We start from the raw sequence: 25,779 nt of genomic DNA on the forward strand, positions 1-25,779 counted from the left end.
AAGCAAAGGAGGAGAACCGAATGACAACCGTTTTCGACGGTCTTTCCACCCACGAAAAGAAGAAGCTCTCCCGCCGCGACCTCTTGAAGCGCGGTGCGGGCCTGAGCCTTGGGGCCATGCTGGTCATCAGCGGCAATGCCGTTATCTGCCCGCAATTTGCATGGGCGCTTGAAACGACAACGCTCAAGCCCGAAACCATAGCGACGCTGATCCAGCTCGCACGCGATATTTATCCGCATGACAAGCTTCCCGACCGGTTCTACGCCATTGCCGTCAAACCCTACGACGCGGATTCCGCCAAGGATGAAACGCTGAAAAAGCTGATTGAGGACGGTGTTGCCGATCTGGACAAACGGGCCGGAGCCGGAGGCTATCTGGGTCTCGGTTGGGAGGAAGAGCGCGTGGCGATCCTGCGCGATATTGAACAAAGCCCCTTCTTCCAGAAGGTGCGCAGCGGACTTGTGACCGGCCTTTATAACCAGAAGGATATCTGGCCGCTCTTCGGCTACGAAGGCGAATCCTATTCCAAGGGCGGTTATATCAAGCGCGGCTTCGACGATATCGAGTGGCTTTAAAGAGCCGGATCAAGCTCAACCGAACCAAATTCAAAGCGGCATTACCGTTCGGCAAGCGCCAAGCGCTTTGCGGAAACGGCGAAGCATTGGGAGGAAACCATGGCTGCTCCATATGATCTCAAGGACGACAAGGTCGTCGTTATCATCGGTTCCGGCGCTGGCGGCGGTACGCTCGGCAACGAACTGGCGCAGAAAGGCATCGACGTCGTTATTCTGGAAGCTGGAAAGCGCCACGAATTCGAAGACTTCATCAATGATGAATGGGACAGTTTTGCGCAGCTCGCCTGGCTGGACAAGCGCACCACATCCGGCGACTGGCGGGTCGCGAAAGATTTCCCAAATCTGCCCGCATGGATCGTCAAGGCGGTCGGCGGCACCACCACGCACTGGGCTGGCGCATCGTTGCGTTTTCAGGAACACGAATTCCACACGCTGACGAATTACGGCAAGCTGGAAGGCGCGAATCTCCTCGACTGGCCGATTACCCTTGCCGATCTGGAGCCTTATTACACCAAGGCCGAGGACAAAATGGGGGTGACGCGCACCAACGGCATTGAAGGCCTGCCCGGCAACAATAATTTCAAGGTGATGAAAGCCGGTGCCGACAAGCTCGGCTACAAGGAATGTCATACCGGTCGCATGGCGATCAATTCTGCGCCGCGCGATGACCGCATGGGCTGCCAGCAAACCGGCTTCTGTTTCCAGGGCTGCAAATGGGGCGCGAAATGGTCGACGCTCTATACCGAAATTCCCAAGGGCGAAGAGACCGGCAAGCTGGAAGTTCGTCCCGAATGCACAGCGCTCAAGATCGAACACAATGCGGCTGGCAAGGTGACGGGCGTTCTCTATGCCGACAAGGACGGCAAGCAGCATCTGCAAAAAGCGCGTGTGGTCTGTGTGGCAGGCAATTCGATCGAAAGCCCGCGCCTGCTGCTCAACTCGGCCTCGTCGAAATTTCCCGACGGGCTCGCCAATTCATCGGGACAGGTCGGACGCAATTATATGCGGCACACGACGGGATCGGTTTACGCTTCGTTCGAAAAGCCGGTTCACATGTATCGCGGCACGACCATGGCAGGCATCATCCGCGACGAAGCGATCCACGATCCGAAGCGCGGCTTTGTCGGCGGTTATGAAATGGAGACCATTTCGCTTGGCCTGCCCTTCATGGCGGCGTTCCTTAATCCGGGCGGCTGGGGTCGAAGCTTTACTTCGGCGCTGGATGATTATGTCAACATGGCGGGCCTCTGGATCGTTGGCGAGGACATGCCGCAGGAGAACAACCGCATCACATTGAGCAAGGACGTGAAGGATGAGCATGGCCTGCCGGTGCCGGATGTTCATTATAGCGACCATGCGAATGACGTCGCCATGCGCACCCATGCCTATGCGCAGGGCAAGGCGCTCTATGAAGCGGTCGGTGCGGTTCGGACTTTCCCGACACCGCCCTACCCTTCCACCCATAATCTCGGCACCAATCGCATGAGCGAGAAGCCGCAGGACGGCGTGGTCAACAAGCACGGGCAGACGCATGACATCAAGAACCTGTTCGTTTCCGATGGCAGCCAGTTCACGACCGGCGGCGCGGAAAATCCGACCCTGACCATCGTGGCGCTGGCCATCCGTCAGGCGGATTACATCGCCGAGCAGATGAAAAAGCGGACGATCTGAGCCGCGACCGGCATTCTCCCCCGACTGCCCGCGATGATGAAACCGGCGCGACCAATTCGCGCCGGTTTCGTTTGATGCTTGGCAAAGATGCATGGCTTCGACTAGATAGGCTCCGCGACACAGGGAGATGCCGTAGGTTGAAGTTCAGCGCACGCCAGTTTCGGAGCAATCTCGCCATACGCCTCCTGAGCGTATTGGCTTTGATGCTCGTGGCCTTCGCGCACAAGCCCATCGATCTGAATGCTCCCGACAGCTATCAGCTCGCACAGTATCAACTGCCGGATGGCACCTATCCCGTTCTTTGCATCGGTAACCAGGGTGAAAAACAGAATCATCAGGGGCATGACAAGCATGTAAGCAGCGAAAGCTGCGAGGCCTGCCGTATTGCCTCCGGCTTCCTTTGTCCGACACCGGAAAGCTCGACCGCTCCCTCGCCGCATGTCGCGATCACCCATTGCTTTGCACCGCCACAGCTTGCATTATTCCGCAGTGTCTACCCGCCTTCGGCGCCGCCGCAGGCTCCGCCTATTGTTTGATTAAAAATTTTTAGCCGTGCGCCTTTTCTCAAAAGGTTGCGCCTTCCTTTTTTTTAAACTTCAGGTTTATCAGAATGAAAAATCATCGTCTTTTCGCGTCCGCATTTTCGCTGGCAGCCCTTTGCCTTTCCGCAGGCCTGGCCAATGCCCATTCGTCGCTCGACCAGAGCGAAGCCAAGGCTGGCAGCTTCTACAAGGCCACTTTCCGCATTCCGCACGGCTGCGACGGCAAGGCCACGACCGAAGTCAAAGTGGAGCTTCCCGAAGGTTTTGTGTCGGCGCAGCCGCAGGTCAAGGCTGGCTGGACAATTGAAACCACCAAGGGCGATTATGCCAAGAGCTACAAAGTTCATGGCAAGGATGTCACCTCCGGTATCAAGGAAGTGCGCTTCACCGAGGGCAACCTGCCGGGCGAGTTCTATGACGAGTTCACCGTCGTCGGCCAGCTGGCCAAGTTCGACAAGGACACCACGCTTTCCTTCCCCGTGACGCAGATCTGCGGCAGCGACGCTTCCGTCGCATGGACGGAAATTGCCAAAGACGGACAGAACCCGCACGAGCTTGAACATCCGGCCCCGCAGCTTCTCGTATTGGCGGCGACCGGCGCTGACGAGCATGCAGGCCACGGTGGTCATGGTGACCACGGCGACGCGCACGGCAGCCATGCAGCCGAGCCGGTGAAACTTGGCGATCTCACCATTACATCGCCTTCGGTTCGCGCCATGGTGCCCGGTGCCAAGGTGGCAGGCGGTTTTCTGACAATCGAAAATGGCGGCAAGGATGCCGACAAGCTCATCTCCGTCAGCACAACGGGCGTAAAGCGCGTAGAAGTCCACGAAATGAGCATGGAAAACAATGTGATGAAGATGCGCAAGCTCGATGGCGGTCTCGACCTGCCTGCGGGCGAAACCGTCGAGCTGAAGTCCGGCGGTTATCACCTCATGTTCATCCAGCCGGAGAAGCCCTACAAGGAAGGCGAAACCGTGCCGGTTACGCTCGAATTCGAAAAGGCTGGCAAGGTTGAGATCAACTTCCCCGTCACGGCCCAGAATGGCCAGACGAGCGAACATTCATCCGATCATTCATCCGATCATTCTGGCCACTAATTCCCGGAGCATGGGGCGCGGTGTCGTTCTCTCCCTCCTCCACCGGCATTGCGCCCGTTTGCCGCAACCGCTGTCTCCCCGCAGCGGTTGCGTTATCATTCGAATACTGTAAACATGACTATTGCAGTCTAGAATAATTCTACGCTCTTGAAATCTCTCGGCTTTTTAAAAGTTGACCAATTGACTCCAGATCAATTTGCAGCTTTTATATAGCTCCGCGCAATCCTGCGCACCTTTGATGTCTGGGCCTTGAACCCTTTCGATTGGAGGACCCAATGGTTGGTCTCGGTGAATGCCGGTCCGCAAATATCGACGGCCTGCCCTGGCAGCTCAGTCTCTTGCCGACCGGATACTGCACTATACGCGGCGCGACGGAACGTCCCGCTCAGCGTAAACAGGGCAAGTCTCCTGTCTCGCATGCCTCTGCCGATGTTGCATCGTGGAGGCGCTCATGAATATGCGTATATCGCAGCTGAACGGCGCCAATAGCGCAGGCTATTTCGACCGCCTGCCGGAAAAGCTGGTGCTGGAAGGTTATCGCCGCTGGACTGCGGGTTTCGAGACTGGCTCGATCATCCCGTGGGAAATGACCTGGGGTCTCTATTCGGAAGTGCTCGGACCATCGGAAGCAAAGCGCGCTGTCGGCGAGCTTTCGCATTTCATCCGTGTGCTGCGTCATTGTGCAAGCTGCGAGTTGCGCGCTTTCCCGTTCGACTCGCATCATGTCTGCCGCGAGGAATGCCTGACGCTGGGGCTGATTTCCGGATTGCACAATCAGGATGCGCTGCTGCTCGACACGTGTCTGGAAGCCATTGCCTGCAAACGGCGCTGCGACGATGTGGCAGCTGCCGCCAGCAATTTTGCCGAAGCTTTGGCCGATTTCGGCCAGACTTTGCTGCCAATACCGATTCACGCCATCGACACCGCTTTGAACATTACGCATCGCGCGACTTTTCACTGATCTGAAAATCCCAGCGTTTTGCGAACAAAGACGATTCTAAGTTTTAAGCCGCTGCGATGCAGCGCAAGGAGATCAAAATGCAGGCCAGAACCGAACGACGCCTCGGCATTGCCGCTGCCCTCGTACTGACCGTAGCAGCATTTGTCATGCCGGGCGTATCCACCCAGATCGCGCAAAACGACGTTGCGCCAGAAAAGCAGGTTCACATGGCTTCCGCCGAAAGCCTGCGCGCCGAGTTCCGTCATTTCGTCAGGCTTGGCGAAGCGATGCCGAAATCGGTTCGCTACGAATAGAATGCAAAAAAGGCCGTCTCTGACGGCCTTTTGTTTAAGCATTCATATCTTCGGCGCAGTTAGCTGACAACAATCGGCGCCTGCCCCTGTACGCGATTATACAGGTCGATAATGTCCTGATTCATCAGGCGGATACAGCCCGACGACATCGACTGCCCGATGGACCACCATTCCGGCGAGCCGTGGATGCGATAGCCGGTGTCGCGGCCATTCTGGAAAATGTAAAGCGCGCGTGCGCCGAGCGGGTTCTGCGGACCCGGCTCCTGACCATTGCGGTATTTTTCGAGTTCCGGCTTGCGCTGGATCATTTCCGGCGGCGGCGTCCAGCGCGGCCACTGCTTTTTGTACTGCACATTGGCACGGCCCTGCCATTCAAAGCCCGCCTTGCCGATGCCGACGCCATAGCGCAGCGCTTCGCCGCCCGGCAGCACATAATAGAGGTAATGATCTTTCAGGCTGACGACGATGGTGCCCGGCGCTTGACCGGTCGGGTCCGGCACAATCTGGCGGCGGAATTGCTTCGGTACCTTGTCATAAGGAATGGCAGGCAGCGCGTAAGGCCCCTCCTGCACCGATGCATACATGACATCCGGCGTCGTGATGGCGCGATCAACACTGATCTGCGGACGCATCGGCGAGATGCCCCCTGTCGACATTGTATCTACCTGAAAGGCAGACATGTCCATCGTCTGCGAGCAGCCTGCGGCGCCACTCAGAACGACGGCCCCGGTGCCAAGCAAAAAGCGGCGGCGGCTCAGAACATCACTCAACTTCGACATGCAAATCGCCCAAAACACAGGTGACAGGGAGCAGGCATCATGCCGCTCGGTATTAACCGCAATTTGCAGTCTTATGGTTGAGGAACCGTTAAACCAGGCATTTCGATACTCATAAAAGATTAGCGCAGGCGTAAAAACTCAACCGAGGGATGCAGCGTTTGAAAAGAAAAAAGCCGGACGAACCGCCCGGCTTATTCAAGCAAATCGAGGAAAGATCAGTAGTCTTTTTCGTAGAAGATACCGCCGCTGGAATCACCCTCTGCGCCAAGCGACCCCTTCGCCTTGAGGTTTCGCGTGATGTCGAGATTGACGGTTCCCTTGGTCGAGCCGCCGGACCCTGCTTCCACACCCAGATAGATATTGTCGCGGATGTAGCGTCCGGCGCGAACGGCTGTCTGCCCCTTGCTGTCGGTCACGACATCAAGATCGTCGAGGCCGGTACCGGCGCGAAGCTTGTTCATGAGCGAATTGTTGGAGCCGCCCGCAAGTTCCGCTGCCGCAGCAGCAAGCTGTGCAATCTGGAACGCCGACAATTCGCCGATGGAGCGCTTGAAGATCAGCTGAGCCAGCACTTCATCCTGCGGCAGTTCCGGGGACGAGGAGAAGACGATATTGAGATTATCGACCGTGCCTGTGACCGTGACGATGGCGGTGATTTCATTGCCTTCCGAACGGGCCACGAAATTGAGCTGCGGATTGAGGTCGCCAACCAGCGTGACATGCCCCTCATCAAAGGTGATGCGCTGGCCGAGAATGCCGATGCGACCGCGAATCATGTCGAAGGAACCAACCGGCTTGATATCGCTGACCGGCCCGGTGAGGCGCACGCGCCCGCCCAGTTCCGTATCGAGACCGCGACCGCGCACGAAAATCTGGTTTGGCGCATTGACGACGACATCGAGACGCGGTCCGGCTGAATTGGTCCGCGCCACCGACTTGGCCTTACCCTTGCGGGTTTCGACCTTGGCGCGCTCCAGCGTCTTCGCAACATTTTTCGGCGTGTTCTTATGCTCGACCGGCACATAGGTTGCGCCGCCACCGAGATTTTCCGGTACCGAGATTTCCGCACGTTCCACGTCGATCCGACCACCAATCAGCATGTCGCCTGCCAGCGGTCCGGTGATCGAGATGCCGCCATTGACCGTTGCGACGACAAGCTTGCCATCGGCATAACGGGCGCGGTCCAGCTTGATATCGATATTGGCCGGGAAATTCGCCGCTGCATTCGTGGAGATCGTGCCGCTTGCGGAAACGGAGCCGCCGCTACCGAACGCAGCATTGACCTGCCGCAGCGTGATGGTTTCACCATCCATGCTGCCCATGATATTGATATTGTTCACACGGACATTGGTTTCGGGATCGATGAAGGTTGCACCGCTGGTGGAGAACATGCCGCGCAATTGCGGGCGGTCGAAGCCGCCGGAAACGCTTGCGGTCAGCGTCAGTGTGCCATTGGCCTGCGCGCCGCGATCCGCCAGAAAGCGATTGGCGAGCGCCAGCGGGACGTTGCCGTTGACATTGACGCCAAGGCCCTGACCGGAGAACGGCACCTTGCCGCTCGCCGTGACATTCAGGCCCTGCGGGCCATCCACCGTCAGCGAGGAAATATCGACCGCCTTGGCGGCATAGCTGCCTGCTGCCTGAAGGCTGAGCGGCGCAAGGCCGTTTTCGCGCAGCGGCTTGGCAGCAAGGCCGGCCCCCTTGAGATTGAAGGTCGCGGCGGGATTGGTCAGCGGGCCCGTCACGCGCGCCGTGCCGGTGACATTGCCCGCGAGGTCCTGCCCTTTCACAGCGCCGTTCAGTATGCCGAGCGGCAGATTGGCCAGCGTCACATCGACGCCAAGATCACCTTTGCCGAGCGGCACGCCGCCCTTCGCCGTGACGTCGATACCATTGCCGCTTGCAGCGCCACCGGTTACCCGGGCGTCGATGTTGAGCCGGTCATTGGCCGACGTGCCCTTGGCATCGGCATTCAGCGCAGCGATGCCCTGTTTCTTCAGTTCAGCAGCCGTCACGCCACGCGCCGCCATATCGAAGGCGATATTGGGCGCATCGCGCGTACCGGTCACGCGGGCGGTCCCGTTGACAGTACCGCCGAGGCCGAGGTCCGGCTTGAAGGTGTTGGCAAGCGCCAGCGGCAGATCGGTAAGCGCCACCGACAGATCAAGGCGGTCATCGACCGAGCCGTTGATCTTGACCTGCCCCGCGCCCGCATTGGCACCGGTATTGATGATGATATCGCCAAAGGAAATCGCGCTGCCCTTCATGGCAATCGTCACCGGCTCGGCGAGATTGGCGCGAAGCGCACCCTGCTTCACATCTGCCGAGGCAAGGCCGAGTTCAAAGCCGCCATCCTTCGGCTCCAGCGAGCCGGCGGCATTGGCCACCGTGCCGATCTTGAGCTTCGTATTGGCGCTGAAATCGGTCTTGGTTCCGGTGGCGTTTGCCTTGGCGTCGAAGGTGTCGATGCCGAACGTGCCGACCATAATGTCGCGCGCGGCAGCATTGCCGTCCACGACGGGCACGCCGAACAGATCCTGTGCGGTCAGCGCGATATTGGCGGACGCAATATGATTGCCATTGACCTTCACGCCCTTGGCGTCAGCTGAAACGGTCGCATTCTGCCGGTCGCCATCGGCTTGCAGCGCGATATCGGCATTGGCCGCCCCGGTTGCCTCGGCAAGAAACAGTGCGGCGGCAGTGGAGATATCCGGCGCGTCGAGCTTCAGCGCGCCATTGAGCAAACCCTTGGCCGTCTGCGTGACATTGCCGGAAAGATGGGCCCCGCCTGCATTGAACAGAAGATTGGTCAGGCGCTTCTCGTCATTGACGATGTCGATCAGTGAACCCAGTTCAATGCGCTCGCCATTGAGGAAGGCATTGCCTGCCAGCTTGCCGGACAGAGCCGCGCCGGTGCTCGCATTGCCATCGAGCATGGCGTTGAAATCAAGACCGGCATTGGTAAGCTTGCGGCCCGCAAGCGTGCCCTGCGGCGCGTCGGCCCGCAGCGCCAGCGCAATCAGCTTGTCGTCACCGCGCGCACTGCCCTTGACCGTCATACGGCCCGATGCCTGCGGTGAAAGCAGCTTCATATCGGACAGCATCACGCCGAAATCGAAATTCGCCTTGTCCGATGCGAAGGAGCCATTGGCGGTGATTTTGCTCAACGCATTGCCGATGCGGAAATCGCGCGCGGAAAAACCTTCGGCGCTGCGACCGACAGCACCGGCCAGCCGCACTTCGCCGTCCAGAATATTGTCGACCGCCTCAGTGCCGGTGCGCATGTTTTGCGCCGTACCGTCGAGATCGAGATAGAATGCGCCGCTGATCGGGCGAACCGTGCCCTTGGCCTTGACGTCGATACTGCCCGCCAGTTCCTTGTCCGCCAAAGCGCCGAAGGGCGCAAGGCTTGCGACCTTGGCGGCGATATCGCCATTGAAGACGAAGTCGTCAATATTGCCCTTGAGATCAAGGCTGAGACCGTTGCCCTCGATATTCGCCTGTGCAAGTTCCACCGGAGAACCGGCGCGCCAGCCGCCATCGATGAGAAGCGCGATCTTGCTGCCCAGTGCCTGCGCCAGTTCTGCGCGTGGCGAGGAAATGCCGTCCATGCCGCCCGTCACCTTGAAAGTGATGTGGCGGTTTGCGGCATCGTTGAGGTTTTCGGCAACGCCGCCCATGTCCAGCGCCACGCTGGAGGCGGCAATGGTCGCATTCTTCAAGCCGTTGACGGAAAGTTGGCCGGTCCAGTCATTGGTTGGACGGTCGCCATAGGAAACCTGAAACCGCGCATTGTCGATATAGGTTTCGGCGCCCTTGACCGGCAGCAGCACACGGCCCTTGGTTTCGTCGGCAATCGACGCATCGATGCTGAGCTTGTTCAGAAAATGATCATTGCCGGATTCCGCAGCAGCCTTCAGCTTCAGCGCGGCGCTTGTCAGCGCCAGATCATCGAGACGGAAACCACCCGCATCTTTCAGGAAGCCATCGGCAGAAAGCACGGTTTCGGAACCGAAGAAGTCACGGAACACTGGTGGCACCAGCACAGCAATCGGCCCATTGAAACGGGCGGCAAAAACGCGACCGCCATTGGGCGCTTCGCCCTGACGGTTCAGCGTGAAAGCGCCAGTCAGCGTGCGGCTGCCATTGGTGTCGAGCGCCAAATCCACTTTCAGATCATCAAGCGGGCCAGCGCCTGTCAAGGTGAGATCGACTGGCGGGCGACCGTCAATATTGAGCAAGTTGGCCACGATGCCATTGGCGGGTTCTGCAACTTTCAGATCAAGATCGACCTTTTGGTCGGCATTGGCATAGGCGGCGCGCAGGGCGAAACTGCCGCCGGGACCGTCAAGGCGCTTGATATCGAAGGACGAGTTCAGTGAACCATCGGCGAGCGAAAGGCTGCCGGTTGCAGAGACTTCCGATTCGAGGCCGAAAATCTCGGGTCCAAAACGCAGCCGCGCCACATCAAGCTGATCCAGACTGATGGAAATCGGCAGTTCCGGCAGGCTGAAGCTCGACGATTCCGGCGATGGCAGGCTGTTGTCCGGCAGCGGCTTGCGGGCAATATCGATGCGCTCCGCGCTCAGCGACTGAATGCTGAGCCGACCGAGCAGCAAAGCGGTGCGGCTCCAGTTCAGCTTGGCATTTTCAATCCGCAGCCAGACGCCTTCACGGTCGGCAATGGTGATCGAGCCGATGGAGGCTTCCGACGACAGGACGCCGCTGATGCCCGAAAGCGAGATACGGCGGTTCGGCGCGGAAAGCTGGCTTTCCACGAAAGACAGGAAATAGGATTTTTGCTCTTCGTTGCTTTCCGATGCTTCGGCCTGCTGTTCGCTCTGGCCCTGCGTTTGCGCATTTGCCGGGGCGACAATCGACGCCGTGGTCTGTGTATCCACGCCGATAAGCGTGACCCATGCGCCCGGAATGGCCAGCACGGCGGCCACAGCGGCGAGAATCAGGAAGAGGAAAACGGTGATAAATCTGGTCAAAACGCCTGTCCTATGCCCACATAGAATGCATAGCTCGGATCACCCGAGCGGCGGTTAAGCGGTATGGCGACGTCGAGGCGAATCGGCCCGAGGCCGGTCAGGTAGCGCAGACCACCACCGGCGCCGACGCGCATTTGTTCCGAGAAATCCGGAAACGATTTTTCGCCGACATAGCCCGCATCGACAAAGGCGACCGCGCCGATGGAATCGGTGATGCGGGTGCGCACCTCGCCCGAAGCTTCCAGCAGCGACCGTCCGCCGACGATGTTGCCGTTTCCGGCATCGACGCCGATATTGCGATAGGCATAGCCGCGCACTGAGCCGCCGCCGCCCGCAAGGAAGGACAGGCTCGGCGGCAAATCTTCAATCGAAGCGCCAACAATCGATCCCACTTTCACGCGCCCGGCCAGAATCACGCGATCCGTTGCACCAAGGCCGTAATAGGTGCGGCCCTCGGCGGTGAAGCGGGTGGCGAAATTGCCGTAATGGAATTCGTAGAAGGGCTGGATATTGCCTTCCAGATAAAAGCCCGAACTTGGGTCCGGCTTGTTGTTGCGGCTGTCGTAAAGCACGCTGCCTTCCAGACCGGCTGTCGTGAAGTCGCGGGGACCGAAAGGATAGTCCGTGTAGCGTCCCTGGCTCGCCTTGGCATAGATCGCGCCTGACAATTCGTCGCTGAATATCTGCGTGAAACCGGTCTTGGCGTTGATCGAGGTTTCGGTATAGGCGTCGAGCACTTCGCGCTTGGCGTCGAGCGACAGAACGAAATCCGTATCAGGCGTATAGACGCCGGGCTTCTTGAACGTGCCGCCGAGCAGATAGGTATAGTTCTGCGGATTAAATGAATTATCCTGCGAACCGCCAATGCCACTGACCTTGGCGTCGAAACGCAGGTTTTCACCCTTGCCGAACAGGTTGCGATGCATCCAGTAGCCGGTGACGCCGAAGCCGTCGATGGTCGAATATTCCGCACCGAAGCCGAACCGGCGGGGTTTGCGCTCCTGCACGTTGAGCGTCATCGGCAGGCTGCCATCCGGCTCGATGGTTTCGGCTTCCTCGAAACTCATCGCACGAAACACTTCCATGCGGCCAAGACGCTTCTTGGCTTTTTCGATATCGTCGGGGTCGTATTCCTTATCGGGCGTCAGCCCGGTCATCCAGGCGACGAATTGCGGGTCCATACGCGCCGTGCCTACCACGCTGACCGGCCCATAATGCGCCTTGCGGCCCGGATCGAGCGCGACATCGGCGGCAACCGTGTTGCCATCATGGTCGGCGACAACCTCTTCGCCTGTCACCTGCGCCTTCGGATAGCCCTGCTGACGCCAAGCCTCGACGGCAAGACGCTCGGCCTTGATGATCGTTCCAGAGCGCGCTACCTGACCGGGCGCGAAACCCGCATCTTCGGGCGATTGCACGACATCGCGCTTGTCGGTGGCGGGTGGCGCTATATTGGAAATGGCCGTGCGCGAAAACAGGAACTGCGGTCCCGGATCGACGGAAATCGCCACTTTCGCATTGTTTGGAATATCAGCGTCCGGCGGAATGTCGTTCGCCTCGCGGCCATCGACGAGAATCGAGATCGTGCCGCCATAGCGGCCTTCACCGTAAAGGGCGGCCAGAATACGCCGATAATCGCCGCGCGCCTTGGCCAGCAGACCGGCGGAACCCGAGGCGGGCTTGTCCGCGTCGGTCACCAGACCGGATGCACCTTCAACGACGGATTTCAGATCGGCTTCGGTGCCATCCGCATTCTTGCGATCACCGGTGGTAGTGACCTCGACCTCATAGGTCTTCGGATCGATGATATCGGGATCGGTTTTCTTGTCTTCGCCCCAAAGACGGACGCCAAAAAGCTCAAACGCCAAAGCAGGCGACACGGTAAACGAGGAAAAATGCGCCGCCAGCAAAAGCATGGCAATGCCTTTTCCCTGTATCGTCCTGTTACTCCGAGTCATACGCGTTACTGTCCGGTTCCTGTCTATGCGGTCGCCTGGCAGCGTCCCGTTTCCATTTCCCACCCAGGACGTTTCAGGGATTACCATAGGGAGGTCGGGGGGCCAAGCAACAACCTAAAGCTTAAGCTCTAGATATGAACGGATTCAGTCAAGGGAGTGTTAACGTTACCACAGCTTTACGCAACGCCCGGTCGCAGACGCGAAGACTTCGCGCTGAAAATGCAAAATATGAAGCGCACAAAAAAGGGAGGCGCTCCGGAGGGAACCGGAGCGCCACGCGGCTTTGGGGGGAGAGAGGGAGGATAAAGCCGCGATTCAAACCGTGTGCGGATCATGGTCTGGCGCACGGGAGAAACGGTAGCTCAGCGGGGCATGTCAAAGACCAGCCCCGCCGGGCGCGGTCTGATTAAGGCAGATTACGCACGTCGTCAGGCGTCATGTACATCGGCATCATATTGGTATCGAGGTGATGCATGACCCAGATGGAGCCGGCAAGCACGATAGCCAGAATGATGACCGTGAAGATGAGCGCCAGAATGTTCCAGCCGCCTTCCGACTTCGGATCGAGGTGCAGGAAGTAAACCAGATGCACCAGGATCTGAACGACGGCGATGCCGAGAACAACGGCTGCGGTCGTGGCAGGCGTGAAATAGCCGTTCATCGCCAGAAGGAATGGAACGACGGTGAGAATAACCGCCAGCACGAAGCCGATCAGATACGACTTCAGGCTGCCATGCGCGGCATGATCGTGTGTTTCGTGTGCAGAACTCATCACAGTACACCCAGCAGATAGACAAGGGTAAAGACGCCAATCCAGATGATGTCCAGGAAGTGCCAGAAGAGGCTGAGGCACATCACGCGCGTCTGGTTCTTTTCGGTCAGGCCGTCACGCAGAAGCTGGGCGGAAAGCACCAGAATCCAGATCAGGCCGGACGTGATGTGAAGACCGTGGGTTCCGACCAGCGCGAAGAAGGCCGAAAGGAACGCGCTGCGGCTCGGGCCGGCGTCTTCGAGAATCAGGTGATGGAATTCATAGACTTCCATCACGAGGAAGGCTGCACCCAGCAGGAACGTGACGCCCAGCCAGAACAGCACGCCTGCACGGTTCTTCTTGTACATGGACAGCGTCGCCAGACCATAGGTCAGCGAAGAGACCAGCAGCAGCATGGTTTCGGTCAACACAAACTGCAGGTCGAAGAGTTCACGGCCGGTCGGACCGCCCGCAAACTGGTGCGCCAGAACGGCATAGGTTGCAAACAGGCCCGAGAACAGGACGCAGTCGCTCATCAGGTAGATCCAGAAGCCGACCAGCGTGGTCGACCCTGCATCCTGATGGTCTTCGTGAGCAGGATGCTCGTTGCCGCCCGTGAATGGACCGGCCGTTGAAATGCTAGCGCTCATGGATCAAGCCTCCTGAGCCATCAGTTGCCGGGTGCGAAGGTCTTCGACGCTCTGCACTTCTTCGGCCGAGACGTAGAAGTCTCTGTCATTGTTGAACGAGTGGAAGATCGCAACGGCGAGTACACCCACGGCAGAGGCAATGGCCAGCCACCAGATATGCCACACCAGCGCAAAGCCGAGCGGAATGTTCATGATGCCGATGATGAAACCCGTACCGGTGTTCTTCGGCATGTGGATGCGTGCGAACTTTTCCGTGCGGCGCACATAACCGTTCTGCTTCATGTCCCACCAGCTGTCGTGGTCGCGGACATGCGGCACTTCAGCGAAGTTGTAGAATGCAGGCGGCGAAGCCAGCGACCATTCCAGCGTACGGCCCGTACCCCAGCTGTCGCCGTTGTTGTCACGCAGCTTTTCGCGGTCGCGGATCGAAACCATGATCTGCAGAACCTGGAACACGATACCGCACAGGATGATCGCAACGCCGACGGCGGCGATGATCAGATAGATGTGCCATGCCGGGTTTTCGGTGTGGTTCAGACGACGGGTCATGCCCATCAGGCCGAGCACATAGAGCGGCATGAACGCCATGATGAAGCCGACCAGCCAGCACCAGAACGCGTTACGGCCCAGACGTTCGTTGAGCTTGAAGCCGAAAGCCTTCGGCCACCAGTAGACGAGACCGGCAAAGCAGCCGAACAGCACGCCCGAGATGATCACATTGTGGAAGTGGGCGATCAGGAACACCGAGTTATGCAGCACGAAATCCGCAGGCGGAACAGCAAGCAGAACGCCCGTCATACCGCCAACCACGAAGGTACACATGAAGCCGATCGTCCACAGAACCGGCGTTTCCATGCGGACGCGGCCCTTATACATCGTGAACAGCCAGTTGAAGACCTTAGCCCCCGTCGGGATCGAGATGATCATCGTCGCAACACCGAAGAAGGCGTTGACATTGGCGCCGCCACCCATGGTGAAGAAGTGGTGCACCCAGACGAGGAACGACAGGACCGTAATGGCAACTGTTGCGTAAACCATCGACTTGTAGCCGAACAGACGCTTGCCGGAGAAGGTCGCGATGATTTCGGAGAAGACACCGAAAGCAGGCAGGATGAGGATGTAGACTTCCGGGTGACCCCAGATCCAGATCAGGTTCACATACATCATCGGATTGCCACCAGCATCATTGGTGAAGAAGTGGAAATCCAGATAGCGGTCCAGCGAAAGCAGGGCCAGCGTGACAGTGAGGATCGGGAAGGCTGCGACGATCAGCACGTTCGAGCAGAGCGCGGTCCAGGTGAAGACCGGAACCTGCATCATGCCCATGCCGGGCGCACGCATCTTGATGATGGTGGTGATCAGGTTGACGCCTGAAAGCAGCGTACCCATACCGGAAATCTGCAAGGCCCAGATATAGTAATCCACGCCGACATCCGGGCTGAATTCCTTGCCGGACAGCGGCGGATAAGCAAGCCAGCCGGTCTTGGCGAATTCGCCAATGCCGAGCGACAGGTTGATCAGAACCGCACCGGCGACCGTGAGCCAGAAGCTCAGCGAGTTGAGGTAGGGGAAAGCAACGTCACGCGCACCGATCTGGAGCGGAACCGCAAAGTTCATCAGACCGACGACGAATGGCATCGCCACGAAGAAGATCATGATCACGCCGTGGGCGGTAAAGATCTGGTCGTAGTGATGGGGCGGCAAAAAGCCTTCATTCGCGCCCGAGGCAAGAGCCTGCTGCGCGCGCATCATCACGGCGTCCGAGAAGCCGCGGAACAGCATCACGAAAGCCAGAATGATATACATGATGCCGATACGCTTGTGATCGACCGTCGTGAGCCAGTCTTTCCAGAGCGGGGCCCATTTGCCGTAATAAGTGATGGCTGCCAGAATAGCGAGCGCACCACCAGCCACCGCGGTCAATGTGACCATGATGATCGGCTCGTGATACGGGATCGCTTCGAGCGTAAGTTTTCCGAACATTTTTATCACGCTTCGATTGGAGCAATTCCGGGAAAGCCTCTAACGGCTTTCGGTCCGGAACCGCGTGAAACAAAAGATTGAATGCCGATGGCCGCGATCTCGCAGGAGATCACGGCGCAAGGGCAAATCAGTTTGCGAGCTGCGACAGGCGCTGCGGCGCCACTGCACAGATGATGTCGCTCGCCCACTGGCTGAAATCGACAGGCGAAGACTTGCGCAGGTTTGCGCGTGCTTCGCGGATCATCTGCTGACGGTGCATTTCATCGTCCATGCAGACGGACTTGCCGTCCCAGCAGCGGTTCACGATATCGTGGAACAGCGTCTTGTCATTGTAGTTGAAGAACTGCACCGCATGCTTTTCGCTCGGCTGAACCAGCGATGCATAACGGTCGCGGCCCAGTTCTTCGCCCTTGGCCTTCACGTCGGCAACCCACTTGTCGAAGTCGGCCTGATTATAGGCATGTGCCTTGAAGCGCATCTGGGCAAAGCCCTGACCGCTATAATTGGCGGAAATGCCGTCGAACTCACCTTCATGATTGGCGATGAGATGCAGCTTCGTCTGCATGCTCGGCATGGTGTAGACCATGCTGCCCAGCGCCGGAATGAAGAAGGAGTTCATGATGTTGCTGGAGGTCAGCTTGAAGTTGACCGGAACATCAACAGGCATGGCCATTTCATTGACGGTGGCAATGCCCTGATCGGGATAGATGAAAAGCCATTTCCAGTCGAGCGCAACCACTTCGACATTGATCGGCTTCACGCTGGATTCCAGCGGGCGGTACGGATCGAGCTTATGCGTGCTGATCCAGGTGACCGTACCGAGAACCACGATGATCGCCAGAGGGATGAGCCAGACGCCCAGTTCGATCTTGGTCGAGTGGTGCCAGTCGGGCTGATAATCCGCCTTTTCATTCGTGGCGCGGTATTTCCAGGCGAAGTACAGCGTCATGAAGATGACAGGCAGCACGACGAGCAACATGAGGCCGGTCGCAAAAAGGATAAGATCGCGTTCCGCCACGCCGACCTCTCCCTTGGGAGAGAGAAGAACCTGGTTCTCGCAGCCGGCAAGAAACGCAGTCAGGGCCAGTACGGCGAACGAAACGATCGTCCGAGGGATGCCGAGTTTCATTTGTCTTTCCATCCTGCACCGATGCGATCTGAAAATCTGAAACCCGCTGCCGGGACCATTCCCGGTCAGACGCTTCAGTTCTTCAGATCGCACCAGAGCGATTTCGTCTCAGTGTGGCTTTGAACTTGAAATCACTTTCAAGCTGCCCGTTAACGTGAACCGCAGGGGTTCGTCATGTCGCGAGCGTCAAATCCGGCACGTATGTCGTTTTTCAGTTTTCGGTAAATTCTGAAAATTCCAAACGTACCGTTATAACGAATAGTTCCGTTTGTCACCTGTCTGGAGAAATTTGTGCTGGATCGTAATGTCGCGGTCAAAAACGCCGCAAACCAGACTCCAATTAGCGGAAATGACATCTCCGCAAGCGCCTCAACGCGGGGAATTAGAGCCCCTGTTGCGCTGACGCGGCGGTGACTTAATCCTTTGTCCCCGGCCATGCAAGTACAACCAACGGATAAATCCTGCGATAGCCGCGCGATCTGGAACCGATTAACCACATTGTGAAGTCGCCGGGCCGCGACTAAGACAATCTAAAAACACACAACCTAAAACCCGCAACGTTTCGGGGCTGGCCGACTGAAGTCTGGAAAGGGTACCATGGTTTTCGCCGACTTCCCGCTCGATGAAGCCGAAGGCGCGGTACTGGCCTATGCGGTAACGGCGGGTGCGCTCACGCTGCGCAAGGGGACCGTGCTCACCCGCGAACATTGCGCGGCCTTGCAGCAGGCTGGCCTCACAAGCGTTCTGGCGGCTCGGTTCGAGCCCGGCGATATTGGCGAAGATGAAGCGGCGCAGTTGATCGGGGCCGCCCTCACCTCGCAGACGATCCATACCGGCACGGCGACGACCGGACGCATCAATCTTTTTGCCAGCTCCACCGGTATTTTCTGCGTGGATGCTTCAACAATAGATGCGGTCAACGTCTATGACGCGCGCATTTCTCTAGCGACAATACGCAATCATATGCGCGTGGAAGCAGGCCAGATGGTCGCGACGGTCAAGATCATTCCCTTTGCCGTACCAAAAAATCTTGTCGATGCCATCTGCCCCCTCCTCCACGGTCAACAGGCGATGGACGTCAAGGCGTTTCGCCCGCTGCGCATCGGCCTGATCCAGTCGCGACTTCCCTCTATCCGCGAGACCGTGTTCGACAAGACGCGCGAGGTGATGGAAAAGCGCGTTGCGCGCAATGGCGGCACGCTAATCGTGGAAAAGCGTGTCGCGCATGACACGGAGGCGCTGGCCAGCGCGATTTCGGGCATAAGCATTGGCTGCGACATTCTCGTGGTTTTCAGTGCATCGGCGGTTGCCGACACCACCGACATCGTGCCGCGTTCGATCCTCCAGAGTGGCGGAGAAATTCTGCGCATCGGCATGCCGGTCGATCCCGGCAATCTGCTGGTGCTTGGAAGGCGCGACGGCAAATATATCATCGCGGCACCGGGTTCGGCCCGCAGCATGCGAGAAAACAGTCTCGACTGGGTGCTGGACCGCCTGATGGCAGGCATCGACCTCAATTCGACCGACTTGTCCCGCATGGGCGTGGGCGGGCTTCTGTTATAGGCTAATGGTCAGATGTCGAAATCGAACACCAGAATGCCGTCGACACCGCCTTCCGCAGCTTCGACGAGAGCCTTACCAACCTTGACGTGCTCGGGATGCGGCAGATAGGCGTCACGCGCCGCAGCATCGGCAAAATCCACCACAAAACCGTGGCGAAAGCCTTTTTCTAACCCTTCGGGGCTGTTGTTGGCCCCGGTCGTGACAGAAACTATTCCGCCGATCTTGCCTTTGAGAGCGACGACCGAAGCAAGTGCCCGCTCGATGGCCGCGCCATCAAGTTCCGGCTTGAATTTGATGAGAACGATGTGGCGTATCATGGAGCCTATCCGTTTCCAAAAACAGTGTTCCGTCGCCCCTGCCTGAAAAGCGGAAAGCCAGAGGCAAGGAAACAAAAACGAAAAAGGCCGGGATGGACCCGACCTTCCGCTTTCACCTGAGTTGACGCCGGTTCATCCGCGGTCGTCATCCCAGGTGAATTCCCGATACGGAGGCAGATATAAACCTTCTCCGTTTCAAGATTGTGACATCCCCGAAATTTCTGCCAAAGAGCAGAAATCACCCGCCGAAACGAGCCGCCCGATATCAGGCAGCCATCGCCGTTTCGGCAAATTCGGGATGGTTATAGTTCCAGACCTCGACCAGACACTGATGCATCAAATCAAGATCGACCGGACCAATCCGGCTCAAGACCAGATCAAGATCATCGCGCTCAACACCACGGTTAAGAAGCTCGACAATCGCTTCCGTGAGAATCATTTTATCGTCAAATCTGTAGCGCTGCATAAACCTGCTCCGCTAACTGCCCCAGCTTTTCATGGATTCAGACTAGACACTTATAGTTAACCGAAGCTTAAGCCACGGAAAACCAACGCAACTTCGACTGACGCCACGCAACTGACACGAATGCTTGCCCCTGACGGCTTATGGCCGTCGCCCGATATAAAATATGTAACCAAAGCTATCCAAAAAACGGCCAGAATATCGCCAGGCCGAACAAGAATAAGTCTCATTCTTACTCCATGCTCCGCCAAAGCCAAGCAAAAACTGGCGCTAGAATTTATTTCATAAAACTCTTTTAAAGCGTTCCCATGAGCTTTTTCAAAATATACGCCCAATGGTCCATCAACCGCGTCAGAATTGGCGCTCTTGCTGCTTTGACGGGAGCAAGTATGTTGGGCGGCTATCTCTATACGATCCAGTATAACGGCAATGTCCATGAAATTGTGCCCGGAGAGGCCTATCGTTCGAACCAGCCTGATCCGGCGCGGATCGCAAAACTGCAAAAGGCCTACGGTATCAAGACCATCATCAATCTGCGCGGTCCGGAACCGGGTGCGGATTGGTATGACGACGAAATCAACGCTTCACAAGCGCTTGGCATCCAGCATGTTGATTTTGAAATGTCGTCCAGCAAGCGGCTGTCGCCCCAGCGCGCGCAGGAGCTGATCACGCTGATGCAGAATGCCGAAAAACCGATCCTCATTCATTGCAAGGCTGGTGCGGATCGCACGGGTCTTGCCGCGGCGCTTTATGTGGCGGCTATCTCCAAGGGCGGCGAGCGCAAGGCCGAGGGGCAGATGTCCATTGCCTATGGGCATTTCGGTTTTCCGGGCAGTCCAACTCATGCGATGGATGACACCTTCGAGGAGCTTGAACCGACGTTCAACTTTTCCGGGTCCTGAACTGCCTTCTAATATTTATCTGAACGCAAAAACGCCGGGACAAGCCCGGCGTTTCTGATTGTCTGTCGAGGGCGTCTTATTCGAGGCCGACGATCTTGCCGTCATCCCACTTGAAGATGTCAAAGCTCGGCGAGCTGAGGTCACCATTTTCGCCATAGGTCAGCGTGCCGATTGCGGTTTCGATCGGCTTGCCGTCATGCAGAGCCTTGGCAACGGCAGCCGAATCATCAGCCGAACCTGCGCTTTCAATGCCAGCCTTGATGACTTCAACTGCGGCATAGGCGTTCATGGTGAAGGCTTCAGCCGGGATACCCTTGGCCTTCAGCGCTTCGATGGCGTCCTTGGATGCGGGGTTCTTCGTGGCGTCCTTGGCATTGGTGAACAGCGTGCCCTGTGCGTTGGTGCCGCCGATTGCCCAATATTCGGTGTTGGACAGGCCTTCGCCGCCGAGAACCAGCGCCTGCATGCCAGCGTCATGCAGCTGGCGCGACAGGAGACCGCCTTCGGCATGATAACCGCCGAAATACACGACTTCCGCGCCTGCCGACTTCAGCTTGGTGACCAGTGCGCTGAAATCCTTATCGCCCGGCGTGACGGAATCGTAATGCACTTCCGTAACACCGCCCTTGTTGATCGCAGCCTTGAAAGCGTCGGCCAGACCCTTGCCATAGGCGCCCTTGTCGTGGATCACGGCGACCTTCTTGTCCTTGAAGTTCTTCAGGACATAATCGGCCATGACTTCGGCCTGCTGGTCGTCGCGGCCGCAGGTGCGGAACACGTTTTCCAGCTTGCGTGCGGTCAGATCCGGGCCAGTTGCAGTCGGGGTGACCATCAGCACGCCGTTTTCAGAGAAAACGTCGGATACCGGAATGGCAACGCCGGTCGTGACCGGGCCAACGACGAACTTGATGCCATCGCCGACGATCTGGTTGGCAGCGGAGACGCCCTGCTTCGGTTCACCGGCGTCGTCGGCAAACTTCAGAACGATTTTCTCGCCCTTGATGCCGCCAGCCTTGTTGATGACTTCGGCAGCGGTTTCTGCGCCCTTCTTCACCTGATCGCCGAAAGCGGCAACCGGACCCGTCAGCGGTGCAACCACGCCGATGGTGATGTCGGCATAAGCAGCACTGGCAAAACCGAGAGTAGCAGCGAAAGCTACGCTGGACAGAAGTTTCAGGTTCATTCTTTTTCTCCTTTGGTGGGGCGCCGTCCTGGGACGCGCCCTCATCTAACCCATGATGGCAACCCATCCGGTCAATTGTCAGCGCTTGCGTGCTGGCGAATTGCCGGGCCCTCCCTTTTGTTTCATCTTACGATCTCAAAGGGTCGATCCAAAAGCGCGCCGCACCGCACCCAAAAAGGGACTGGAGCCATAATATTATCCAAAACAGCCTCGGCAGTTTCGGAAAACTGCTCCAAAACGGGAGCCGCTTTCGTGATGTGCTAAGAATGCATTTCCGGCTTTCGATTGCAAGGGGCCAAGTGCCCACAGTGACAGCGAAAATCGGCTTCCTCCCAAAGTCTAACTCCCTCCCTTCCATGATGGTGATTGCTTCGCAAAAAAGGCCGCGATCCCTTCCGCGGCCTCCGGTGTTTCCCATGTGTCGGCAAGACGGATGAGCGTCGTGTCGATGACGGCTTCGTCAATCGGCGCGACCAGCGCATGAACGAGCCGTTTCGACGCCGCAACCGCCGCCGGTGCGGTGGAAAAATACGGTTTGATCTCCGCTTCGACCGTCGCGTCCAGTTGCTCAGCCTCGACCACCTCATGCAGAAGGCCGATACGCATTGCCTCCTGCGCGTCGAACAGTCGGGCAGAGGTGAATGTGCGCAGTGCATGGGCCTGACCAATGCGCGCCACGACATAGGGGCTGATGGTGGCAGGTATCAGACCAAGCTTCGTCTCCGTCAGGCCGAAGCGCGCGCCGGACACGCCGATGGCTGCATCACAGACACTAATGAGGCCGATACCACCGCCATAGGCTTGTCCATTGACGCGCGCGATCAGCGGTTTTGGCAGATCGCGAAGCGCCTTCAGCATCAAGGCGAGCTTGCGCGCTTCCTCGATCCGCTGCGCACGGCTGGCATTCACCTGCGCCTGCATCCAGCCAAGGTCGCCGCCCGCGCAAAAGCTCGTACCCGCACCGGTCAGAACCACAATCCTGACCTTCGGATCATCCGCCAGATGCAGCGCCGCAGTGGTCAGTTCATCGATCATCAGACCGGAAAGCACATTGTGCTGCTCGGGCCGGTTCAGCGTCAACGTTGCGACGCCGCGCGCGTCAATGGCAAGCTGAATGGTCTCGAAAGGGTTCATGCGGCTCTATCCTGACGCAGCGCCTGCGCGAACAATGCCGCCGACCGCAGCTTGTCCAGATCAAGGCCGGTTTCAAAACCCAAACCGTGCAAAAGTTCGGCCACTGCCACCGTATCGACATTGCCCTTGGCACCCGGCGCAAAAGGACAACCGCCCAGACCGCCGACCGATGCATCGAACACCCGCAAGCCCTTTTCCAGACTGACGCGAATATTGTCGAGCGCACGTCCGCCCGTGTCGTGATAATGGCCCGCAAGGCTGTGCGCAGGGGCGATGGCAAGCACCGCATCCAGCATGGCCGCGACCTTGTCGGGCGTGCCGCGCCCAATCGTGTCGCCAAGGCTCACCTCATGGCAACCGAGCGAGAAAAGCTGCTCAGTCACATCGGCAACGGCCTGTGGCGCGGTCGGCCCGTCATAGGGGCATTCGATGGCGCAACTGACATAGCCGCGCACCGCAAGCCCGTCATTGATCGCAGCGCCAATTACCGGCGACAGGCGTTCGATGCTCTCGGCAATCGTGCAGTTGATGTTGGCTTTGGAAAAACCCTCCGAGGCGGAAATGAAAACCGCGACCTCGTCGACATTGGCCGCAGCCGCCGCCTCATAGCCCTTCATGTTCGGCACGAGCACAGAATAGCGCACGCTGTCGGCGCGACGAATGCCCGCCATCACGTCTGCTGCATCGGCCAGTTGCGGCACCCATTTCGGGCTCACGAAACTTGTCGCCTCGATGCGGGCATAACCGCAGCCGGACAGGCGGTCGATCAGGGCGATCTTGTCCGCCGTCGGCACAAAACGTTTCTCGTTTTGCAGGCCGTCACGTGCTGCCATTTCAACGATTTCGACGTGTTCAGCCATGTTCTTCCTCCAATTCGACAAGCAGCGCGCCTTCACTGACCTGATCGCCAGCCACAACAGTAATGGATGTGATCTTGCCGTCGCGTGGCGCGGTCAGCGAAAGCTCCATCTTCATCGCCTCCATCGTCACCAGCGGATCGCCCTTCGCGACGCTGGCGCCTTCCACGGCGGATACGAGCCGTACAAGTCCTGGCATCGGAGCCAGAATGCGGCTTTCCGTGGACGCATCATCTTCCGCTCCGGCAGACAGCACATGATGAAATATGGTGTCGCGCCCGTCGAACTGCACCGTCACATCATGCCCGATGCGGACGACAGACGCTTCCGACACACGGCCATCGACGGAGAACCGAACCAGCCCGTTTGCGTGACTGCGGATTTCGACCGCGCCGAAATCGAAGCCGAAACGCCGTTGATCATTGATCGCGAAGCTGATCGTCCGGCGTTCGCCCTGATGGTCGAGCAGCACCGAGCGCGATGCTTCGTCCCACAGACGAAATCCGCGCAGGCTCGACCATGGATCGTCGCTCAACGGCGCATCCAGCAGATCGAGCGCCGCCAATGCCGCCAGTGCAAAGGCGATTTCCGATGGCGGCTCGTCAGCAAATAATTGGCCCCCCCTCGCGGGCAATCAGCCCGGTATCGACATCGCCGGTGCGAAAAGCATTCAGCTTGCAGAGCGCCGACAGGAACTGGCGATTGGTGACGAGTCCGGCAATGCGGGTTTTGCCCAATGCCGTGTCGAGTCGGTTCATCGCCTCGTCGCGATCCCGGCCATGGACGATGATCTTGGCGATCATAGGATCGTAGAACGGCGTGATGGTATCGCCTGTCCGCACACCGGAATCGACACGCGCCTGCTCCGGCGGAGCGAACAGCGCAAGCTTGCCCGTTGCGGGGAGAAAGTCGCGGGCTGGGTCCTCGGCGTAAAGCCGCGCCTCAAAAGCCCAGCCATGGATTGCAATTTCATCCCGCCGCTTCGGCAAGGCTTCGCCGGACGCAACGCGCAACTGCCATTCGACCAGATCGAGACCGGTGATCGCTTCCGTCACCGGATGCTCCACCTGCAAGCGCGTGTTCATTTCCATGAAGAAGAACCGGTCAGGCCGCAGCCCTTCCGACACATCGGCGATGAACTCCACCGTGCCCGCGCCGGAATAGCCGATGGCCAAAGCGGCCTTCACCGCAGCTTCGCCCATCACCGCGCGCATATCCGGCGTCATGCCGGGTGCGGGCGCTTCCTCAATCACCTTCTGGTGGCGGCGTTGCAGCGAGCAATCGCGCTCAAAAAGATGCACCGCATGGCCGTGATTATCGCCGAAGACCTGCACCTCGATATGGCGCGGCTTGGTCATATATTTTTCCACCAGCACGGCGCTGTCGCCGAACGAGGCTTCCGCCTCGCGACGCGCGCTGTCCAGCGCTGCTGCAAAATCCGCCGCCTGATCGACGCGCCGCATACCTTTGCCGCCGCCACCCGCCCGGGCCTTGATCAGCACCGGATAGCCGATGCGATCCGCCTCGCTTTTGAGGAAAGCGCCGTCCTGATTGTCGCCGTGATAGCCCGGCACGACGGGAACACCGGCTTTTTCCATCAGCGCCTTGGCGGCATCCTTTAACCCCATGGCGCGGATGGCTTTTGCCGAGGGACCGATAAAGACCAGCCCTGCTGCCTCGACGGCATCCACAAAACCGGCGTTCTCCGAGAGAAAGCCATAGCCCGGATGGATTGCCTCCGCGCCGGTTTCAAGTGCAGCTTTGATAATCGCCTCGACATTGAGATAGCTCTGCGCCGAAAGCGCTGGACCGACGCGCACCGCCTCATCGGCCATTTCGACATGCAGCGCCCGCGCGTCCGCATCGGAATAGATCGCGACGGTGGCAATACCGAATTGACGCGCCGTGCGGATGACCCGACAGGCAATTTCCCCGCGATTGGCAATCAGTATCTTTTTGAACATCTGATCGCCC

Annotated in this window: 20 protein-coding genes and 1 pseudogene; 8 read left to right on the plus strand and 13 right to left on the minus strand. The window is 58.5% G+C overall.

Features of this window, described 5'->3' with window-relative positions; all coding sequences use genetic code 11:
* Positions 1-20 precede the first annotated feature (20 nt).
* From QLQ11_RS07920 to QLQ11_RS07945, 6 genes are all read left to right on the plus strand, one after another.
* Positions 21-575 (plus strand): Twin-arginine translocation pathway signal, encoded by a 555-nt coding sequence (locus QLQ11_RS07920; RefSeq protein ID WP_109368103.1) that lies wholly within the window; start codon positions 21-23, stop codon positions 573-575.
* 99 nt (positions 576-674) lie between these two features.
* Complete coding sequence (locus QLQ11_RS07925; RefSeq protein ID WP_109368102.1) at positions 675-2,246, plus strand: GMC family oxidoreductase; 1,572 nt, start codon at positions 675-677, stop codon at positions 2,244-2,246.
* Between the two features lie 137 nt (positions 2,247-2,383).
* Positions 2,384-2,782: a hypothetical protein gene (locus QLQ11_RS07930; protein WP_109368101.1), complete on the plus strand. Its 399-nt coding sequence runs from the start codon at positions 2,384-2,386 to the stop codon at positions 2,780-2,782.
* Between the two features lie 74 nt (positions 2,783-2,856).
* Positions 2,857-3,888, plus strand: coding sequence for a DUF1775 domain-containing protein (locus QLQ11_RS07935; protein ID WP_109368100.1), 1,032 nt, complete (start codon positions 2,857-2,859; stop codon positions 3,886-3,888).
* A gap of 451 nt (positions 3,889-4,339) precedes the next feature.
* Positions 4,340-4,849 (plus strand): hypothetical protein, encoded by a 510-nt coding sequence (locus tag QLQ11_RS07940; protein WP_181376065.1) that lies wholly within the window; start codon positions 4,340-4,342, stop codon positions 4,847-4,849.
* 77 nt (positions 4,850-4,926) lie between these two features.
* The gene (locus QLQ11_RS07945) at positions 4,927-5,142 is read left to right on the plus strand and encodes a hypothetical protein (RefSeq protein WP_109370136.1); all 216 of its coding nucleotides are present in this window, start codon (positions 4,927-4,929) and stop codon (positions 5,140-5,142) included.
* Between the two features lie 59 nt (positions 5,143-5,201).
* Here the strand turns inward: QLQ11_RS07945 and QLQ11_RS07950 are convergent, their stop codons facing one another.
* The 7 genes from QLQ11_RS07950 to cyoA all read right to left on the minus strand — a co-directional run bounded on the left by QLQ11_RS07950 (position 5,202) and on the right by cyoA (position 17,386).
* The gene (locus QLQ11_RS07950; RefSeq protein WP_109368098.1) at positions 5,202-5,921 is read right to left on the minus strand and encodes a L,D-transpeptidase; all 720 of its coding nucleotides are present in this window, start codon (positions 5,919-5,921) and stop codon (positions 5,202-5,204) included.
* Between the two features lie 215 nt (positions 5,922-6,136).
* Complete coding sequence (locus QLQ11_RS07955; RefSeq protein WP_371835949.1) at positions 6,137-10,822, minus strand: translocation/assembly module TamB domain-containing protein; 4,686 nt, start codon at positions 10,820-10,822, stop codon at positions 6,137-6,139.
* Between the two features lie 89 nt (positions 10,823-10,911).
* Positions 10,912-12,831 (minus strand): autotransporter assembly complex family protein, encoded by a 1,920-nt coding sequence (locus tag QLQ11_RS07960; protein WP_121537034.1) that lies wholly within the window; start codon positions 12,829-12,831, stop codon positions 10,912-10,914.
* A 448-nt stretch (positions 12,832-13,279) separates the two neighbouring features.
* Positions 13,280-13,645, minus strand: a complete 366-nt coding sequence (gene cyoD, locus QLQ11_RS07965; RefSeq protein WP_109368096.1) for a cytochrome o ubiquinol oxidase subunit IV — start codon at positions 13,643-13,645, stop codon at positions 13,280-13,282.
* Entirely contained in the window at positions 13,645-14,274 is a 630-nt protein-coding gene (gene cyoC, locus QLQ11_RS07970; protein ID WP_109368095.1) for a cytochrome o ubiquinol oxidase subunit III, read from the minus strand. The genes cyoD and cyoC overlap by 1 nt, the downstream gene beginning before the upstream one ends.
* Positions 14,275-14,277: 3 nt before the next feature.
* A complete protein-coding gene (gene cyoB / locus QLQ11_RS07975; RefSeq protein ID WP_109368094.1) occupies positions 14,278-16,257 on the minus strand; it encodes a cytochrome o ubiquinol oxidase subunit I in 1,980 nt (659 codons plus the stop codon).
* Between the two features lie 127 nt (positions 16,258-16,384).
* The gene (gene cyoA, locus QLQ11_RS07980; protein WP_109368093.1) at positions 16,385-17,386 is read right to left on the minus strand and encodes a ubiquinol oxidase subunit II; all 1,002 of its coding nucleotides are present in this window, start codon (positions 17,384-17,386) and stop codon (positions 16,385-16,387) included.
* A 597-nt stretch (positions 17,387-17,983) separates the two neighbouring features.
* Here cyoA and QLQ11_RS07985 point away from each other — a divergent pair.
* A complete protein-coding gene (locus QLQ11_RS07985) occupies positions 17,984-18,949 on the plus strand; it encodes a molybdopterin-binding protein (RefSeq protein ID WP_109368092.1) in 966 nt (321 codons plus the stop codon).
* 8 nt (positions 18,950-18,957) lie between these two features.
* On the opposite strand, the gene QLQ11_RS07990 is transcribed toward QLQ11_RS07985, so the two are convergent.
* Together QLQ11_RS07990 and QLQ11_RS07995 are read right to left on the minus strand one after the other, a co-directional pair.
* Entirely contained in the window at positions 18,958-19,266 is a 309-nt protein-coding gene (locus tag QLQ11_RS07990) for a Dabb family protein (RefSeq protein WP_109368091.1), read from the minus strand.
* Positions 19,267-19,531: 265 nt separating this feature from the next.
* Positions 19,532-19,732, minus strand: coding sequence for a hypothetical protein (locus QLQ11_RS07995; RefSeq protein ID WP_109368090.1), 201 nt, complete (start codon positions 19,730-19,732; stop codon positions 19,532-19,534).
* Between the two features lie 386 nt (positions 19,733-20,118).
* On the opposite strand from QLQ11_RS07995, the gene QLQ11_RS08000 reads away from it, so the two are divergent.
* The gene (locus QLQ11_RS08000; protein ID WP_235942792.1) at positions 20,119-20,631 is read left to right on the plus strand and encodes a dual specificity protein phosphatase family protein; all 513 of its coding nucleotides are present in this window, start codon (positions 20,119-20,121) and stop codon (positions 20,629-20,631) included.
* 76 nt (positions 20,632-20,707) lie between these two features.
* On the opposite strand, the gene QLQ11_RS08005 is transcribed toward QLQ11_RS08000, so the two are convergent.
* The 4 genes and pseudogenes from QLQ11_RS08005 to QLQ11_RS08020 form a co-directional block, all read right to left on the minus strand.
* Positions 20,708-21,814: a branched-chain amino acid ABC transporter substrate-binding protein gene (locus tag QLQ11_RS08005; protein WP_109368088.1), complete on the minus strand. Its 1,107-nt coding sequence runs from the start codon at positions 21,812-21,814 to the stop codon at positions 20,708-20,710.
* Between the two features lie 339 nt (positions 21,815-22,153).
* Positions 22,154-22,948: a crotonase/enoyl-CoA hydratase family protein gene (locus QLQ11_RS08010; protein WP_109368087.1), complete on the minus strand. Its 795-nt coding sequence runs from the start codon at positions 22,946-22,948 to the stop codon at positions 22,154-22,156.
* Positions 22,945-23,808, minus strand: a complete 864-nt coding sequence (locus tag QLQ11_RS08015; protein ID WP_109368086.1) for a hydroxymethylglutaryl-CoA lyase — start codon at positions 23,806-23,808, stop codon at positions 22,945-22,947. Before QLQ11_RS08015 ends, QLQ11_RS08010 begins: the two co-directional genes overlap by 4 nt.
* Positions 23,801-25,769 (minus strand): annotated as a pseudogene (locus QLQ11_RS08020) (acetyl-CoA carboxylase biotin carboxylase subunit). The gene QLQ11_RS08015 and the pseudogene QLQ11_RS08020 overlap by 8 nt, the downstream one beginning before the upstream one ends.
* Positions 25,770-25,779 lie beyond the last annotated feature (10 nt).

Origin of the sequence: Ochrobactrum sp. SSR (genome assembly GCF_030067775.1) — a bacterium.
In the GTDB taxonomy this organism is placed as follows: domain Bacteria; phylum Pseudomonadota; class Alphaproteobacteria; order Rhizobiales; family Rhizobiaceae; genus Brucella; species Brucella teleogrylli.